This is a genomic window from Psychrobacillus sp. BL-248-WT-3 (assembly GCF_012843435.1).
GTDB lineage: Bacteria > Bacillota > Bacilli > Bacillales_A > Planococcaceae > Psychrobacillus.
Genome location: NZ_JABAFC010000007.1, coordinates 90,354 through 108,093 on the forward strand (window position 1 = coordinate 90,354; position 17,740 = coordinate 108,093).

Annotated in this window: 20 protein-coding genes; 5 read left to right on the forward strand and 15 right to left on the reverse strand. The window is 37.2% G+C overall.

The window, feature by feature from the left end; translation table 11 throughout:
* Positions 1-13 precede the first annotated feature (13 nt).
* Positions 14-229, reverse strand: a complete 216-nt coding sequence (locus HF876_RS06195) for a DUF1659 domain-containing protein (protein ID WP_169359199.1) — start codon at positions 227-229, stop codon at positions 14-16.
* Positions 230-363: 134 nt separating this feature from the next.
* On the opposite strand from HF876_RS06195, the gene HF876_RS06200 reads away from it, so the two are divergent.
* Complete coding sequence (locus HF876_RS06200; protein ID WP_169359200.1) at positions 364-807, forward strand: DUF2621 domain-containing protein; 444 nt, start codon at positions 364-366, stop codon at positions 805-807.
* Positions 808-822: 15 nt separating this feature from the next.
* Here the strand turns inward: HF876_RS06200 and HF876_RS06205 are convergent, their stop codons facing one another.
* From HF876_RS06205 to HF876_RS06225, 5 genes are all read right to left on the reverse strand, one after another.
* A complete protein-coding gene (locus HF876_RS06205) occupies positions 823-1,308 on the reverse strand; it encodes a CcdC family protein (protein ID WP_169359201.1) in 486 nt (161 codons plus the stop codon).
* 40 nt (positions 1,309-1,348) lie between these two features.
* The gene (locus HF876_RS06210; protein ID WP_169359202.1) at positions 1,349-1,714 is read right to left on the reverse strand and encodes a response regulator; all 366 of its coding nucleotides are present in this window, start codon (positions 1,712-1,714) and stop codon (positions 1,349-1,351) included.
* Positions 1,715-1,730: 16 nt separating this feature from the next.
* Positions 1,731-2,441, reverse strand: coding sequence for a cytochrome c biogenesis CcdA family protein (locus HF876_RS06215; RefSeq protein WP_169359203.1), 711 nt, complete (start codon positions 2,439-2,441; stop codon positions 1,731-1,733).
* Positions 2,442-2,531: 90 nt separating this feature from the next.
* Positions 2,532-4,316, reverse strand: coding sequence for an ABC transporter ATP-binding protein (locus HF876_RS06220; RefSeq protein WP_169359204.1), 1,785 nt, complete (start codon positions 4,314-4,316; stop codon positions 2,532-2,534).
* Positions 4,316-6,070, reverse strand: coding sequence for an ABC transporter transmembrane domain-containing protein (locus HF876_RS06225; protein ID WP_169359205.1), 1,755 nt, complete (start codon positions 6,068-6,070; stop codon positions 4,316-4,318). Before HF876_RS06225 ends, HF876_RS06220 begins: the two co-directional genes overlap by 1 nt.
* A gap of 475 nt (positions 6,071-6,545) precedes the next feature.
* On the opposite strand from HF876_RS06225, the gene HF876_RS06230 reads away from it, so the two are divergent.
* Positions 6,546-7,292 (forward strand): SDR family NAD(P)-dependent oxidoreductase, encoded by a 747-nt coding sequence (locus HF876_RS06230; protein ID WP_169359206.1) that lies wholly within the window; start codon positions 6,546-6,548, stop codon positions 7,290-7,292.
* A 182-nt stretch (positions 7,293-7,474) separates the two neighbouring features.
* Here the strand turns inward: HF876_RS06230 and HF876_RS06235 are convergent, their stop codons facing one another.
* The 3 genes from HF876_RS06235 to HF876_RS06245 all read right to left on the reverse strand — a co-directional run bounded on the left by HF876_RS06235 (position 7,475) and on the right by HF876_RS06245 (position 8,924).
* A complete protein-coding gene (locus HF876_RS06235) occupies positions 7,475-7,984 on the reverse strand; it encodes a GNAT family N-acetyltransferase (RefSeq protein ID WP_169359207.1) in 510 nt (169 codons plus the stop codon).
* A gap of 31 nt (positions 7,985-8,015) precedes the next feature.
* Positions 8,016-8,414: a VOC family protein gene (locus tag HF876_RS06240; protein WP_169359208.1), complete on the reverse strand. Its 399-nt coding sequence runs from the start codon at positions 8,412-8,414 to the stop codon at positions 8,016-8,018.
* Between the two features lie 78 nt (positions 8,415-8,492).
* A complete protein-coding gene (locus HF876_RS06245; RefSeq protein WP_169359209.1) occupies positions 8,493-8,924 on the reverse strand; it encodes a GNAT family N-acetyltransferase in 432 nt (143 codons plus the stop codon).
* 682 nt (positions 8,925-9,606) lie between these two features.
* Between HF876_RS06245 and HF876_RS06250 the strand changes: the two genes are divergently transcribed.
* Entirely contained in the window at positions 9,607-10,041 is a 435-nt protein-coding gene (locus HF876_RS06250; RefSeq protein ID WP_169359210.1) for a GNAT family N-acetyltransferase, read from the forward strand.
* A gap of 138 nt (positions 10,042-10,179) precedes the next feature.
* On the opposite strand, the gene HF876_RS06255 is transcribed toward HF876_RS06250, so the two are convergent.
* Positions 10,180-11,346 carry an MFS transporter gene (locus HF876_RS06255; RefSeq protein WP_169359211.1) on the reverse strand — a complete coding sequence of 389 codons (1,167 nt, stop codon included), beginning with the start codon at positions 11,344-11,346 and terminating at the stop codon, positions 10,180-10,182.
* A 388-nt stretch (positions 11,347-11,734) separates the two neighbouring features.
* Here HF876_RS06255 and HF876_RS06260 point away from each other — a divergent pair, with 388 nt between their 5' ends.
* Positions 11,735-12,316, forward strand: coding sequence for a DUF1062 domain-containing protein (locus HF876_RS06260; protein WP_481900280.1), 582 nt, complete (start codon positions 11,735-11,737; stop codon positions 12,314-12,316).
* Positions 12,317-12,376: 60 nt separating this feature from the next.
* Here HF876_RS06260 and HF876_RS06265 read toward each other — a convergent pair whose 3' ends face one another.
* From HF876_RS06265 to HF876_RS06280, 4 genes are all read right to left on the reverse strand, one after another.
* A complete protein-coding gene (locus HF876_RS06265; protein WP_169359212.1) occupies positions 12,377-13,630 on the reverse strand; it encodes a Y-family DNA polymerase in 1,254 nt (417 codons plus the stop codon).
* A 514-nt stretch (positions 13,631-14,144) separates the two neighbouring features.
* On the reverse strand, positions 14,145-14,537 hold the full coding sequence (locus HF876_RS06270; RefSeq protein WP_169359213.1) for a hypothetical protein: 393 nt from the start codon (positions 14,535-14,537) through the stop codon (positions 14,145-14,147).
* Positions 14,538-14,861: 324 nt separating this feature from the next.
* The gene (locus HF876_RS06275) at positions 14,862-15,902 is read right to left on the reverse strand and encodes an ABC transporter permease (RefSeq protein ID WP_169359214.1); all 1,041 of its coding nucleotides are present in this window, start codon (positions 15,900-15,902) and stop codon (positions 14,862-14,864) included.
* Entirely contained in the window at positions 15,899-16,738 is an 840-nt protein-coding gene (locus tag HF876_RS06280; RefSeq protein WP_169359215.1) for an ABC transporter permease subunit, read from the reverse strand. Before HF876_RS06280 ends, HF876_RS06275 begins: the two co-directional genes overlap by 4 nt.
* A 319-nt stretch (positions 16,739-17,057) precedes the next feature.
* Between HF876_RS06280 and HF876_RS06285 the strand changes: the two genes are divergently transcribed.
* Entirely contained in the window at positions 17,058-17,309 is a 252-nt protein-coding gene (locus tag HF876_RS06285) for a hypothetical protein (protein ID WP_169359216.1), read from the forward strand.
* 121 nt (positions 17,310-17,430) lie between these two features.
* On the opposite strand, the gene HF876_RS06290 is transcribed toward HF876_RS06285, so the two are convergent.
* On the reverse strand, positions 17,431-17,592 hold the full coding sequence (locus tag HF876_RS06290; RefSeq protein ID WP_169359217.1) for a hypothetical protein: 162 nt from the start codon (positions 17,590-17,592) through the stop codon (positions 17,431-17,433).
* Between the last annotated feature and the right edge of the window lie 148 nt (positions 17,593-17,740).

Genomic DNA, 17,740 nt, shown 5'->3' on the forward strand with positions numbered 1-17,740 from the left:
ACCCTCCCTATTTTTAGTTTAAATTAGATGTTTGTACTTTCTCTGCTATGATAAATGGACTTGCGGATAAGCCTGAGAGAATTATTACCGCAGCTTCTAATTGGTCTGCAGTAGCACTAGCTTTTACATTTCGATACGTTTTTGACTTTGTTTTTAACTTACCATTTTCACCCATACCAGCTTCAAAAGTAATTCTTAATACGGAATGCTTGTGTTCTAAATTAGCCATCTGAATCACCTCCCTTCACTCTCTATATAGAAAGTTTTTACTCGAAAGGATACATTCCTGATGAAAAATTATTTCAAACACCTTATACTAATAGATAGAAGAATGAGGTGAAGAGATTGTTAGAAGGATGGTTTATGTGGTTTATACTTTTTTGGGTTGTTGTCTTAGTGTCTTTGATGGGAATAGGCGGATTTTTCATGTTCCGAAAGTTCCTCAAATCGATGCCTAAAAGAGATGGTAAATCTGATCTCGACTGGGAAGAATATTATGTAGATAAAACGATACACCTATGGAACGATGAACAAAAAGCTTTATTAAATGAGCTAGTTACTCCAGTACCTGATTTATTCAGACCTGTTGCAAAACAAAAAATAGCTGGGAAAATTGGAGAAATTGCTTTAAAAGAAAATGCCAAGGCTATCACACAGGAACTGTTGATACGTGGCTATATCATCGCTACTCCTAAAAGAGATCATAAGTTTTTACGTAAGAAACTCAAGGAAATGGAAGTAGATGTTTCACCATTTGAAAAGTATTTTGCTTTGTCAGAGGATCGAAAAAAAACGAGCACCCCGTAAAAAGGATGCTCGTTTTTATATTGGCTGTTTTTGCATTTTCTTAAACTGTATGAACATTGCAATTCTCCAAGGGACAATCATCCCAAATGCTAAAATCCAAAACATTCCACTTAATGCTCCCACATCAATTGTAGAACTAAGAACAATCTTACCAACTAAACGAATGATTAAAAGCCCGATTAATATGAAGATGAATGCTTTTGACTGTTTCAGATAGATTTCTCCATCTTTATGCTCAAACTTAGATGTCCATATCAGAACAATAGAAAATAACATTCCGATTAACAAAGCTTCACCTATTTGCGCTAATGTTACTCGAAAGAAGGGAAACACAAACATTAATGCCCCGGTTGACATAAACAAAGGGGGCAATAATATTTTTTTAGCACTTGCTGGTTTTTTTGCTGATTTTGCCCGTAAGGTTGTTACTAGAATCCCCATACCTAGCGCAATGACTGTTGAGACAATAATCATAACATTGGCCGGAATATTTTCTAACATTGGTATTCCCCATATCTTTTAGTTTCTTCATTTTGTAGATTTAATATATGTCTGTTACATTGCGTAACACATTGATGAGTTGGTCCGGATCAAACGGTTTAGTGATGAAATCCTTTGCTCCGTATTCCAACGCATCGACAATAAGCTTTTGCTGCCCAAGTGCAGTAATCATTACTATCCTGGCTTCTGGAAATTCTGCAATAATATGCTTTACTGCTTCGAGTCCCGTCATCGTTGGCATAGTAACATCCATTGTGACTACATCTGGTTTTAACTTTCTATATTGCTCGATAGCCTCAAGCCCATTAGCGGCTTCGCCCACTATCTCAAATGGATGATCATCTAGCATTCGTTTAATCGTTGTACGCATGAATACTGCGTCATCCACTACTAAAACTGTCGGCATATCGTTGCCTCCTTATTTAAAATCCAGTAAAGTCTCCAAAAATAGGGCTTAATATACGAATTATATAAGTTAATCCGTCGAAAAACAATAGAATCCCTAAAGCAATCATAATATAGCCACCGACTTTAACAATCAGATTACTATTTTTACGAATCCAGTTCAATCTAGTGATAAAGAAGGACAGAACAAAGAATGGGATTGCAAAGCCTAGAACATATGCAAGCATATACCAGACGCCTGAACCAGGATTAGATCCAGCTAGTAATAATACAGACGCTAGAATCGGACCAGTACAAGGCTGCCAACCTGCTGCAAAAGCCATACCTATTAAAAAAGTCCCTAGGTACCCAGATGGTCTGTTTTTAAAATGTAATTTTTTTTCTTTCATTAAAAATTCCGGTTTAAAAACTCCAACGACTATTAATCCAAATACAACAATAAAAATTGCACCAACTTGACGGATTAAGTCATCATACTGGATAAAAAATGTACCAATTAACGATGTGGCAAACCCTAATGCGATAAATATAGCTGAGAAACCAAGCAAGAAAAATAATGTATGTAGCATGCCTCTTTTTTGCATTAGCTTTTTATCTGTTTTAATTTCTTCTAGTGACATACCAGTTATATAGGATAAAAATGCAGGATACAACGGTAAAGTGCATGGGGAAATAAAGCTTAAAAACCCAGCACCGAACGCCAGTAGTAAGTTAAGATCTGTACTCACGGCAGTCTTCCTTTCCAAATTACTGTTCCTATCGTATCAAATTTCCTTTACTTTTACCCTATTAAAGCTTGTGACAGCTTTTTGAATTTTTTATGCTATATCCTCGACTACCCCATTTTGAAGCAGGTACATTTTGTGATATAGACCTTTCTCATTCAATAATTGCTGATGCGTGCCTCTTTCTACTATTTCCCCATGGTGAAGAACGAGGATCAATTCTGCATCTTGAATTGTACTTAGACGATGCGCAATAGCAATAGTCGTTCTTCCTTTACGCATTTTTTCTAAGCTGCTTTGGATGGCAACCTCAGTCTCAGTATCGATATTTGCAGTTGCTTCATCTAAAACAAGGATTTTAGGATTCGTTGCGATAGTTCTTGCAAACGCTATTAGCTGTCTTTGACCACTCGAAAACGTAGACCCTCTTTCCGACACTTTCTGCTTATATCCATTTGGTAATTTTTCTATAAACTTATCGGCTTGCACGAATTCAGCTGCTTCTCTCACTTCTTCGTCAGTCAAATCGTGACCGTGAAGTCTTATGTTGCTCTCAATATCCCCATAAAAAAGGAATGGATCTTGAAGCACTAACCCCATCTTGTTTCGAATTTCAGCAGTCTGGAAATCTTTCACAGAGTACCCGTCAATTTTTATATCTCCATGTTCAAATTCATAGAAACGCATAAGTAGATTTATAATTGAGCTTTTCCCGCTTCCAGTATGGCCTACTAATGCTACAGTTTGGCCTGGCTCAGCAGTAAATGAGATATTCTTTAAGACATCCGTTTTTCCATCATAGGAAAAAGTAACATTTTGAAACTCTATTTTCCCTTTGTCAATCGTAGCTGTTTCCACGTTTTTCTGTGTAGGCGCCAAATCACTCTCGTCTAACAGCTTAAATACCCTAGAGGCAGCAACAATGGCTAATTGAAAAATCGATAACCTTTGCATCACTTGGTTGATTGGCTCAAAAAATCTATCTATATAAGTAACAAAAGCATAGATCACCCCAACCTCCACGATATTATCCATGGAAGTGACTCCAAAATAGCTGAGGAGAATAATAATTGCTAAAGCATATACCATATCGATTGCTGGTCGCAGTAACAGGCTGTCTAGTTTTATATTTCTTCTTCCAGCCTTCCAATGTGATTCGTTGATATCATTGAACTCATCCTGCAACCGATCTTCCTGTCTAAATGCTTGAATCATAGTCATCCCTTGTAAAGACTCTGCCAGCTTCGCATTCAACTGACTTAGTCGTTCTCTCAAGTCCTGGTAAACTACCGAGCTGTATCGACGGTAGGTGATGATGATGACAAACAAAATAGGCAACAAAATGGTAGTAATTAATGCAAGCTTTACGTTCAATAAGAACATAGCAATATAGACTCCAATAACTAGGAACCCACTTTGTACAAAGCCTACTAATACACTAACAAACATATCCTTAATTGCCTCGGTATCATTGGTAACCCTAGAGACGATGCTACCTGCAGGAGTCTTATCGAAATAACGCATTCCTAGGCGATGGACTTTCGAAAAGACATCAATACGCATCTGTTGAATGATTTTTAATGCAATCTCTTGGAACTTTAACAACTGGAAGTAACTTACGAGAACATTTCCAATTTGGATAAATATATATCCCAATGCCAGACCAACGAGTGGTCCAGTAGGAAATTCTCTAGGTGTTAAATAATTATCCATAAACGTTTTTATTAAATATGGTCCAAGGATATCTCCAGTAACCGTTAATATTAATAAAAACAATGCAAAAGCAATCATTTTTTTATGTGGTTTTAAGTAGGTTAGCAGTCTTTTAAGAACTAGCCATTGATCTTTCCCTGTAAGTGTTGGCTGTTTTTCATTCATCAGACGTCCCTCCCTTTTTCCACAAGATTCTCTAATTGCTGTAATTGATACATTTCATAATACATTCCTTTTAGCTCCATTAGCTCTTCATGCGTCCCTTTTTCTATAATAGTGCCTTCATTCATCACAATAATCTGATGAGCATGCGCAATGGCACTTAAACGATGGGAAGTAATAATAGTCGTTTCATCTGTACGACTTTTCTTCAATGATTCTAATATTGCTTCCTCTGTTCTCGCATCAACAGCTGAAAGAGAATCATCGAGTATTAGTAATTCTGGCTTCATCATCAAGGCACGGGCAATAGAAATACGCTGCTTCTGTCCACCTGATAACGATACTCCCCGCTCTCCTACTATCGTGTTATAGCCGTCCGTAAATTGAAGGATATCTTCGTGGATATTGGCCAATCTTGCTGCTTCATAGATTTCATCCATCGTTGCATCTGCATTTGCGAACGCTATATTACCAGCAACGGTCGTAGAGAATAGGAAGTGATCTTGAGGAACATAACCAATCGCCTCTCTCAAAGCTCTCTTCTTATAGGCAACTATGGAATGGTCGCCATACATAATAGTACCGCGATACCCCTCAAACTCTCTCATTAACAATTTTAAAATTGCTGTTTTCCCAGAGCCAGTCTTCCCTACAATTCCTAATGTTTCACCTTGCTTTAGGGTAAATTGGATATTGTGCAAAGCAACACGATCGTCACCAGTAAATTTGAAATCTTCAATATTAAATTGAATATCACCTTTAGGCTTTACATTCAGTGCTCCTGCATGGTCATCGATCTCAATTTCTTCCTCTAATATATTTCTTATTCGATCATAGGAAGCTCTTCCACGCTCTACAATATTAAATAGATAGCCAAATGCTAGCATCGGCCAAACTAGTAATCCTAAATAGGATGTAAAAGCAAATAGGTCTCCAATACTCATCTCATCAGCTAATATAAAACGTGTTCCAAACACAATAGACAAGAAGAAACACATTCCCACGACTAAAGAAATCGTTGGGTCAAATAGAGAATCTACCTTGGCTACATGCATATTTTTAGCGACAACTTCCTTTGATAGATTAACAAAATCGTCTGTATCCTCTTTTTCTTGTCCGAATGTTTTAATGACTTTTACCCCGGAAATACTTTCTTGAGCTTTATCATTTAAACTAGAAAAAGCCTCCTGTGCAAAACGGAAACGTTGGTGGAGCAGCTTTCCATAATAACTAGTAGAAATGGCCATTAACGGTAATGGCAGTAAGGCAATGATGGTAAGCTTCCAGTTAATTGTAATTGCCATTGCAGCTATAACAAAGCCCCCCGTTGCCAAGGAATCCACCAAGGTTAAAACACCTGATCCAGCCGTCTGTTGCACTGCAGACAAATCGTTTGTCGCATGTGCCATTAAATCTCCAACCCGTTTTTTCTGGTAAAAGGAAGGAGCCATTTTGGTGAAATGATTAAATAGCTTTTCTCTCAATAACCTAGCGAGATAAATAGAAGAACCAAAAATCATAATACGCCAGTAATAACGTAGAACATACATCCCTATTGCTGCTAAGGCTAAAATAGTAAGCCATTTAAATAAAAACTCGTTAGTAAGTGTCCCCGCATGAATCTCGTCTACTACTAACCCAATAATCTTTGGTGGAAAAAGCTGCAAAAATGCAACAAATAGAAGCATTAAAACGCCAAATAAATATTGCTTTTTCCTTTGTTTAAAATACCAGCCCAACTCCAAGAATACTTTCACTATATTTCCCCCATATTACAAATTAAGACTTTACTAGTTTAGCAAATGTTTGAACATTACGAAAGATGGAAAAACAAAATAATTCGGAAACAGAAATATTTTATTAAATAATATCAATTGTGTTCGTACAAGAAATTATAACTATGATACATTTAACAAGAAAAGCGCAATCGCCTGTCTCTGCCCCGACAGGCAAATGGGAAAAAGCGAGGAGGCAGTTCCTCAGCCACCGGAGCTTTTATCCATTTGACCCGAGGGGCAAGGCGATGAAGCTAGACATCAAGAAAAGCGCAATCGCCTGTCTCTGCCCCGACAGGCAAATGGGAAAAAGCGAGGAGGCATTTCCACAGCCACCGGAGCTTTTATCCATTTGACCCCGAGGGGCAAGGCGATGAAGCTAGACATCAATTTACCGACAGGTTCACAATTTTATAATTTCCTAAACAATAAAAAAACATAGGAAGGCGGCATTAAAATGTTTGATGACAAGGTAGTAATCATTACTGGAGCAGCTCAGGGTATTGGCAGAGGAGTTGCGCAAGTTTACGCAGAGAACGGTGCTCACGTGATTTTAGCTGATAGCAATGAATCGCTTGGTAGAGAAACGGAGGAATCTCTTTTACAGCAGGGGTACTCTTGTCTTTTTATAAAAACGGATGTCCGAGTGGAAAAAGACGTTATAAATCTAATGGAACAAACTACTAAAGAATTCGGAACGATTGACATACTGATTAACAATGCAGGGAAATTTCAACCGAGCTCGCTTTACGACTTATCGTTGGATGAGTGGGATGACGTCATTCATACAAATTTACGAAGTGTTTTCCTTTGTAGTCGTGAAGCAGCCAAAATTATGAGAACTAATGAGTTCGGTGGCTCCATCGTATCGATGGCTTCTACAAGAGCTTTTATGTCCGAGCCCAACTCCGAGTCCTATGCTGCTACTAAAGGCGGCATTATTTCACTGACCCATTCCTTAGCAAGTTCATTAGCTAAGGACAATATTACAGTTAATTGTATATCTCCCGGATGGATTGAAACTGGGGATTATAATGACCTCCGGGAGGTAGACCATGCTCAGCATTTCTCGGGTCGTGTAGGAAAACCAAGTGATATCGCTAAGGCCTGTCTATATTTGACGGATCCTGCTAACAACTTTGTAACAGGCACAAATGTAACAGTTGACGGCGGCATGACAAAAAAGATGATCTATGAGGCATGAGTCCCTCTTCTAAACTAAGAAAATCCTTTCATTCTTTTATATAAGAGGGTGAAAGGATTTTTATATTTTTTTATATTATTTGAGGATTACACTAGGAACTGACTTCACTATTAATTGTAGGTGCGTTAAGCTACTGATCTGTAAAAGTTATTATGTATAGATTGCTTAGCGCTGATCGGGAATCAAATATGTCCACCTATTAACGTATAATGAACGAACTCTATACTTTCTCCGGCTATGTAAAATTCCTTAGCTTGGACCTTTTGAAATCCGTTTTTCTCTAAAACCTTTTGTGAAGCGATGTTATTAGCTGTGGTTTTAGCATTCACTTGATTAATTTCTTCCCATGAAATGGTTTGTAGCAACACTGCTACTGCTAGACTAGCAATCCCTTTCCCTGTGTGCTCTGCTCCAATTCTGTAGCCCAAATCCGCCTTTTTTTGTTGTTTGTCAATATCTATTAAATTAATACGCCCTATTATAGATTCGGATTCCTTGATGAGAAAAAAATAGGATTCTCCCCTTGCTTGTTCCTCTAACAAAGCAATATTCTTCCTCATAAATATTTCGTGGTGATAGTAATCTCCACCCCTTGAAGGTACGGTCTGTTCAAAATAAGTCCTGTTTTTGGATTCAAAAAGATATAGCTCTTCTATATCCTCCATCTTTAGCCTTTCAATACTAATGTTCATTTAAAAAATCCCTCTTCCTTAAGACGAGCTATTAATTACTTTGATTCTTATTCAACAACTGTATTCGCTCTTTTTCTTCCTGTTTATCCATGTATTCAAAAAAGCCAATTTGGTTTTCCCATGGATCCATAAAAGTAGCCCATTTGGCCCCAACTTCTTCCCTCGAGTGAATTTCGAAGTATTCTACACAAAGTTCCTTCATCACTCGTTCACGTTCTGCTTCCAAATCCTTCACAGCTAAACGCAATGGACCGCTCCCCTTTGCTGGAACGCCTACTGAAAGTTGAAGCCAACATCCTGAGATTACTTCCCATTCCACAAACCCATCATGTGGAATAAGCTCTGCCTCTCTTTTTAATAACGTTTTATACCATTGAAGACCTTTTTGGAAATCGGATACTCTTATCTGGACCGTCATTTCAAAAAACATTAGCTTTCCTCCGTTATTTAACTTGATTGTATATTGGTTTTTGTCTCCTGCTTCATACGTTTATTATGCTTAGACACACTATCTCGTTTGATGAACAAGGATCTTTTCTTCCCACACACACAAGAACCGCTCTACCCCAGGATACTTTTCACCAAGACTCGAAACAGTAAATCCACATCGCCGATAAAAACCTACCGATTCACAGTCTGTTTCCGCGGTTAATCGATGAAGCCCTAACTCCTGCACGACATAATCTAGCATCCTGCTTCCTAGCTTTTGTTTTCGACTATCTGGGGTAACTGCTATATGCTTTATTTCTGCATGATGTCTCTCTATCATTTCTATTCCTATACATGCAACATAGACGTCATTGGTTTTCCAGCCATAAAGCATTCTTGTTTCTATTTGTTGATAAGCATTATATTCTTCTATTACTTTGTCCGTTGACGTGGCAAGCTCTAGTAACTTAAAAATATGTATGTCTATTTGGTTTTCTACAATTTCATTCAACTAAATATCTCCCCCTTCCTGTCTATCCATTGCTCTGAAATAATGATAAAAATACTACTATCTTTTACTTTTTTGCATGATTACGAAGCAATTGATCCATGTGAGAATAGGTACGGATAACAGGATAATTAAAGAGCTATTTGTGAGCTTCACAAATACCTTAGCATCCATTGCATACAAATTAGCCGCGGCTATTCCTAAAAAGCACACATTTACTATACAGCTTGTCAGCATTGCCTTCCGTCGACCCCACCTTTTTAACACAAACAAGGATAAGAAAGTTGAAACTATAAAGGTTATTACTATTATTAGCGCGACAATTAAATACAGAGCTTTCACCCCCTAGTTTTAATAATTCTTTGTTTATGTGCAAAATACCTTCCTTATCCCCAAAGACTTCCATTGTGTTTAACGCCGTTTAAGTCCAATTTCCCGCAATCCCCAATCAAAATGAAAAAGCTGCCTGAAGAAGTTGGCAGCCTTATCTAGTAATATTTAGGGTTAGTGAACAACTAAGCTTCCACTTCCTTGTAAGAAGAATACTTTCACGATTAAATTTAGTATGCGCTATTCGTAGGTTAAAAACCTTCTTAAAAACAGCGTTAACTGAAAACTCGAATTGGGAAATAGATTCAATTTATGAAATAATAGATTTATATTGATTTATAAAGGAATGATGATAATGTACATAGAAAAGATTGCATCTGATGCTTCATTACAAGAAGCTTTTGACATCAGAAAAAGTGTGTTTGTTGAAGAACAGGGTGTCCCTTTAGAGGATGAATTTGATGAATTTGATCAGTGGGATGGGCAGTGCCAGCATATTTTAGTGTCTATCGATCATAAAGCAGTAGGCACGGGTCGTATTCGAGCGGTCGATGGAGTAGGAAAGCTAGAACGCATCTGCATTTTAGAGCCATTCCGTAAACTCGGATTAGGAAAAGTCATTATCCATTCCCTAGAGGAAATAGCGAAGGATATGAGTCTTTCTAAGGTTAAGCTTCACGGTCAAACGCACGCCGAGGGCTTCTACGCGAAACTTGGTTATCACACAGCCTCCGATCCTTTCATGGAGGATGGTATTCCCCACCTTTTAATGACCAAACAGTTAAATTAATTAGCTATGTTAAAGGTAAAGGTTGATTTTAAATACACATAAAAAATGAGCTAGGATATTTCCTCCTGGCTCATTTTGCTTTGATATTGATTTTTTATTAAGCACCCGTTAGTTCAACAAAAAGACTTTATTCGGAGGTCATGTATCTGAAACAGCTGATGCCTTTTTTGTTTCTTTGACTTTTTGGGTACTAAGGACAAAACTAAGAACTGCTGCAATGCTACAAACATACGGAAGGAAAGAGTATCCCCATTTAGAAATGACAAAACCACCAATCATTGAGCCAAGGGTAATACCAATATACAAAGCGGTATTATTCCACGCCATGACAATTCCTCGTTCGTTTGAATATTCAACCGCTAATCTTGCTTGGTATGAAGTAAATCCTGCATACCCAACTAAAGCCCATAAGAACAAGAAGAAATAGATCCAATCACCTGATGTGAAGAATATACCTAAACAAACAAATATTAGAGTCAAGAACATGAGCGTAACTTTCGATATATTCCTTTCTCCAAATCTATCTGTTAATTGTCCACTTATAAGACTTCCTAAAACAGCTCCGATACCATAAAAAGTTATAGCTAATGCGATTTCTGTTGATGAGAATCTATTTTCAGAATAAAGAGAAGCTCCTAAGTAAACATAAAGAGCATACATTGAAATCGCCCAAAAGGTTGTAACACTTACCGAACCAAGTATTCTTAGCAAATTTCCTTCAAATAGATTCCTTGTTAAATAGATTCTAGGAACATATTTCCAGGTGTTGAAATTTACTACTGCCAATATAGCTCCTATAACAGCCATTATAACAAATACTGAACGCCAACCGAGAAAATGCTCTAATAACATACCGAATGGAGCTCCTGCCCAAAGAGCTGTTAAGTGTCCTGAAACAACAATCGAAAGCCATGTCCCTGTCCGATTTGGTGGTGCAGCATCTCCAATGATTGCGTAAATCAAAGGAGTAATTGAAGCAACGGATAAACCAGCTAAAATACGACTAACAATTAACCAAAAAAATGAAGGAGCAAAAGCAGTTAGTATGTTAGAAATAACGAACAACAATAAGCCAAATGTAATTAATGGTCTCCGTCCATTTTTATCTGAAAGCCATCCAAAGAAAGGAGCGGAAAAAGCATATGTGACTGCAAAAACTGTTACCATCCATCCAGTCATCGCTGAACTAACATTATAGGCTTCCGAAATGAACGGTAGTAAAGGAGATACTACAAATAAGTCAATACCCATTAAAAACAATGTTATCCAACCAACACTTAAACCTACCTTCCCACTAAACTCCATTACATCCCCCATTTATAATTATTGTTACATGTATATTCTTTAAAGCTATAAAAAGGACCTCTTGTTTAACTAAACCGCTGCGTTAGCTTAAGTGTAACATTCACAAACTAAATCGCTTCACGAAAAAACAACTCTAGCCTTTAACAGAGTCAATTAATTTAACTATTCTAAAAATAAAAAATTTATGCTACAATACGATTAAATCTGTTTGGAGAAAGGATACAAAACTCTTATGCCAACATTTACTTTGTAATGGATCAACTAAATTGGATAGCACTTTTCCTGATTATTTTAACCAAGGGATTAGTCTGCCCATCTACCATTACAAAGGAACAAGAGCACACCAGTAGTTTCGTATGCTTTTAGGGATCCTTTTGGGGTCTCTTTTTTGTTGTACAAATTAATAACGATTCTACCAATGTCCAAACGGATGCAATTGTTCCTTTATCTTATAGAGGTGAAGGAAATGACCGTTATACGTCATGATTGGGAAATTCTAAAGAAGCAAACAGTTCGTTCAGAGGTAAAGCATTGCAAAATGTGTGGGAGAAACTCTACGTTTACCGACACTAACATACGAAGACATAATTCTAATGGGAAGCATATATACCGATTTGCTATTTACAAATGTGAAAAAAACCACACTTGGAATAAAAAGCTAGACATTTATAAAGCTTTTCGTAAGCATGAGAGGGTTTATGGACGAGAGCCTGTACATCAAAAAAGCATTTTGACAGAAATACCCGTCCATCTTTATCTAGAAAATCGAGTACCGGAAGTTCATATAATGATTAAATCTATAGAAGGAGTGTATCGTATTGACTCTCTTCTTTCTCAACAAATACCTGATTGGAGTAGGACTGTTGTCGTTGATAAAATAAAAAGCGGTTCTATTTTGGTAAATGACCAATGCATTAAGCCAAGTATGAAAGTAATGCCTTATGACACTATCATGATTAAGCTAGACTAAAATAGTGGTTCTAGTATGTAAAAAAGGAGGCTTGTGACCAACGTCCAAGTCCTCCTTTTTTTATTTCTTATGTCCTCCAAGTAGGCCCGCCCGCTTAACAGCAGTTCCAGCTTCCGTATAGGAAACTGCACGTAAAACAGCGGTTGAACCATACTTGTTCCGAAGATAATCCATCGTTTTCCCAAGCTTTCGTTCCTTCCACTTCCCTTCCTCAAAAAGGCTTAGCTGCATCGAGTTCTCTGGCTCTAGATTGGTGATCGAAATGGATAGTTTCCTTACCGGACTGCGGTCGTAAAAGTCATCAAAAATCTGCTCGCATATTTTATAGATTTTCATGGTCGCATTCGTTGGTTCATCTATAGAGCGTGAACGATTGAATCCACCACCAAAAACCTCCTTACTATAACCGACCGATAGATGGATAGTGCGTCCAACCATATTAGCTTCTCTTGCTCGCCTTGCCACGTCCTCACACATTTCCAGTATGACTGCCATTACTTCTTTTTTCGTTCGATAGTCGCGAAACAATACTTGACCCTTTCCATAGCTTATTTGACCATCTACAATGGGTGCTCCCAGTTCCGAGAGATCTATCCCCCAGGCATGGTGGTACAGCTGATTTCCCATCACTCCAAATTTTTCCTCCAGTAGATCCAAGGAAGTGTTTGCGAGCTGCCCTACATTGAAAATCCCCATATTATTTAACGTTTTTTCCAATCGTGATCCTATCCCCCACATTTCACTTAACGGGGAAACAGGCCACAGCTTTTTAGGGATGTCTTTATATGTCCATTTGGCAAAGCCAGTTTTTTTGGCCTCTAAATCAAGTGCCAGCTTTGCCACAAGCATATTCGGCCCCAATCCCACTGCACATGGAAGCTGAAACTGATAATGCAGGCCATCCTGAATACGTTTGACTGTACGCTCAATTGGTCCCCAAAGCTTTTCGGTTCCTCCTAAATCAGCAAAGCATTCATCCACGCTGTACACATGAATAGATTCACTTGGGACAAACTGATTTAAATAACGTGTTATCTCCATTGAAACCCGAACAAAAAACTCCATTTTCGGCTCTAGCAGATGGATGGATGGATCGTCTGGTATTTCAAATAATCTGGACCCCGTTTTAACACCAAACCTTTTTTTCATCGGAGGTGAAGCAGCAAGCACAATACTTCCCTTCTGCTCCAAGTTTCCAATAACCGCAATAGGCGTATTCATCACATCAAGCCCCGCCTCTGCCGCAGCACAGCTTGCAAAAAAGCTTCGGATGTCTATACAAATAATGCTTCGATTTTCTAAGCCCTCATACATAAAAGCTTCTCCTCCCAAAAGAAACATTTGTTCTTCTTAGTATATTACAAACATACGTTCTTATTCAATGGTAATGTAGACCATTGGAGGAGGAGGTGTATCGGACTGGCTGACCTTTGCTCGGATGGCCATTTTAAATTTAAAAACTCATTACAATTACGGGTTTACTTGTGAGGTGCAAAACGTAAAATGACCGTCTTAATAACACAGTATTTCACAAAATGAATCACAGTATATTTCAAAGATAAAAAAGGTTGCAACAAAAGTCTCTTCAAAATACAATATAGCTTTTTTCCGCTACGGCTGGCGCTTTCTGCGGTGCACGATTTCAATCTCCTCGTCGCTTTGCTCCAACCAATGAGAAGAGAGGAATTATTTTTTATTAGAAATCAGTTATCTTAAAAAAGTAAAGACATGAAATCAAGTTGCTGATCTCACGTCTTTTAATTTATTGACTAGTTATGTCACAGATCTTTTCTATCTTTTTTAACGAATGCCTCAATTAGTTGATTTATTACAAAATAATTTCTTCCCCGATACTTATAGCACGAAAAGGATTTCTTTCCTTTGATTTTAACGATTCAATAAAGTCTGGAGTTAAATCCTCTTTGTTAATAATTATTGTTGTAGAACCAGATACTAAACCGTTTAAAAAAATGGGTTCAACAGATTCTGGATTCTTAAGTCGCTGATAAAAAAAACTGTCTAAAACAATAGTTGCATAACTAAAATCACCTGTATAATTAATGAATTGAAAGTTAACTTCAAAAATAAGGTCATCATTGTTTTCCTCTATCTCATAGTTGAAACTTTTTACTTCTGCACTTTTATTAGGAAACAAAATCCATACTAAGCACAATAAAAAAATCACAGATATAATGAAAATTAGTACTTTGCTTCTCTTCAAAAATTTACCCCCATTTTATTAACCTGCCCGATTAGCGCAAGAACACCATTTTACAATCTTTCCAGTATCCGTGATATCATTTTAACATAAATATCCATTGCCCTTCGTGTGTAATTGACTTACTAAATCCCAAAAATTAAATCAGTAAAAACGCACTGTGAATTACATTATGAATTCAAGCGCACTTTACTATGTGTTTACTATGTTTGCGCCTCTGAAGTAAACTCATTAGTTACAACATAGGATTGTCTTTGTTCTGAGCCTAGCTTCATTCATTCTACGTAGTGACCTCTGGCTTACATGAGAGGAGGTTAATAGGTTTTCCTAGACTTTCTGCTTTTCCTTACCCTCTTGTAAAAGCTGCATTTTTTCTTGCAGCTGTTGCTTATTCCATTCCACGATGTCCTCAGATACAAACGCCACTTTCTTTCTCTTTGGTATTCTGACTTGTCCATTCACAGCCCGAGTATAACCTTCTATCATGGCGGAAATTGCTAAGATAACTAAGGCAAAGCATATAGCAGGACCTAGTGGGAGCCAAGGCACACCTTGTAGATATCGGAAAGATGATCCAAAAAGTCCAGCCCATTCATAGGCAATCGATTTTGGAGGGTCTCCAAACATAGGATCATAGCTAACTGCCGTACCTCCAATATATAATTGCAACAATCCTAGATGTGTGAACACCACTAATGTTTCTACTACCTGTTGGCCATATAAAACAAATAACTTCTCTCTCATCATTGGAAATAGATGACGAGTAATAATTCTTGGTCGGCCGGCACCCAGTGTTTTAGAAGCTAAAACATATTCCTCCTGATAGAGAAGGTTAGCCTCATTACCTATAAGTGAAGCTACTATCGGTACCGTAATGATTGCCATTAATACCACTTGAATAATAATTCGCTCCCATACTGTTGTAGAAAATCCCTCCATCGGCTCCCATAACACAGGGTAAAGCATTAGATAAGAAAAGATCGTCATGGGAATATAATGTAGAGGATCAATAGCACTGTTAATAAGCGTACGTCTCTTCTGCCAATAAGTACCGATTGCAAACCCTAACGGTACTGCGATGAGCATTCGGACAGCTGCAACACCCATTGCCGATATGATGGTATATTTTGCACCAAGCATGATTTTAGCAAACATGTCATAGCCATACTGATCCGTCCCAAGTGGATGCATCCAGCTAGGGGATAGTGGCGCAGCTTCTATAACTCTGCCATTCTCCATTAAAAAGTAGGTTTGCTTCGGATCTGGTCCAAAAATCCATTCAAATATAAAACTGCCTAATAAAAAGAAGGCTAATATAATAAATCCAAACACAAAATAAGGCTGTCTCCACACTGATTTTTGCTTCATCCTATTGCTCTCCCCTTGTTCACATGACGTAGAAAATACCATTCACCAAAGCTATACAGGAGGAACACTGGGAAAAAGAAGCTACACACTGTTATAAAAAATAACTCTCCAGTTATATTGGCACTCAAATAAAACATAATACCTGGCATGTTAAACATACGTTCTAGGATAAATAAGTTGGAAAGCATAAACCACATCGTTTTTTTCGATTGAAAAAAGATACTAATAATCGCATTTCTAAACATATGTATGAGTAAAATAATCAATTTGCCGAATCCAAGCGATCTTGCAAGCTCTGTATACATTTTCCGTTCCTCTGCCTCAAAAGTAAGCATACTTAATCGGTAAAGCTGAATCATAGGAAGAATCATCAAACATACTACTGGAAGCAAATAAATTTTCTCCCCACCTGTAACGGCTATCTTCACAAATACTCCTGTATGCCTATGAATGATGATTACTAGAAGCTGAATGAGCATTATAATCAATATATCCGGAATTGATTCCAAAAAGAAAAAAATAGTTTTAATCCGCTGTCTAACTCGTTCTTTACATAACATAGTGATCACAGTAAAAAATAGCGCTAACAGAACAGCCACTATAAGTGCCAAAAATAAAGTCTCGAGAGAATATTGGATGTATTCTCCAATATGCAAACCCGCATATTTTTCTAATAGTTTACTTAAAGGAAACAATCCAAATAGGTGGTCTCTATATTCTTTCCACCAAAACTCCCCTTGCTGGAAGCCTGTAATTAACAACGGTAATCCACTAATCAGTACAATACCAATAAACGCAACACCTAGCTGAAACATCCATCTCCAAAAAACTTTCATAATAATCCCCCGTGACTAAAATTTACGATGAAATTATCATATCACAATAATTAACGAATAAAAGAGAATTTTCAGGAGACTCAATATATTTAGAGGAAAAAGGTAGTTTTTAGTTTTAATTGTTAGATGCTTCACTTAAACTATGATTCCTAACAATCTCTGTAATGGGTAAATGGTTAACTTTGAAGTTTATGGTGAAGAGGAAGGTTTTATCCGACTATGTCGAATAAGTTAATATATGTAAAGTAATGAATATAAGTGGCATTACTCAATTCTGGAGCGACACTCAACGGTGTAGTTTATCTATGGGGGATTTTATATGATAAGCAAAACAAAAAACTCTAAATATCTAGATTTCAACAGCTATTTCAAGAAATTATTTCCCTATATCTTTATCCCAACTTTATTAGTATTTCTGATAAGTGATTCTTTCATTACAGATAATCCGTTTAAGGAATTAGAGGATTATGGTTCATTTTTATTTGTAAGTTTATTTTCCTTATTAATGGCAACTATATTAAGCTCAGTAATAATTAGTCTTATCTGGGCTTTTACTAAAAAGGTCGACTAAATTGAATAACTGTGTTTTTATTAAAACACCACAATCAAAAAATGAGCTTGGAGTACGTGGTCCAGCTCATTTTTTGCGTCATTTAATATAACGTTCAGAAAAATAATCTATAAATTATTGGCTAACTTTTTTCGGGAGTAACTGTGAGAACCTTAGTTTCTTTCCCATATTCTAAACGAATAGTTTTTCTTGCCTCAATTGGTGATCGGGCGTTCACCGGTATAACCTCTACTACTCCATTCACTTCCATCTCCACTAAAAAGCATTTTGCACCACATTTCATATTAAACCCTCCTCAAGCATTACTTTAAATTTATCTAAAAAGAAACTTTTAATCAAAAATTAGGATCATCGGATTAAGTCCGTATAATTGTGTAAAAAGTAAAAGGGTCAAATTAATCCCTCTTGGGTACAATGTTTTCAACGACGAT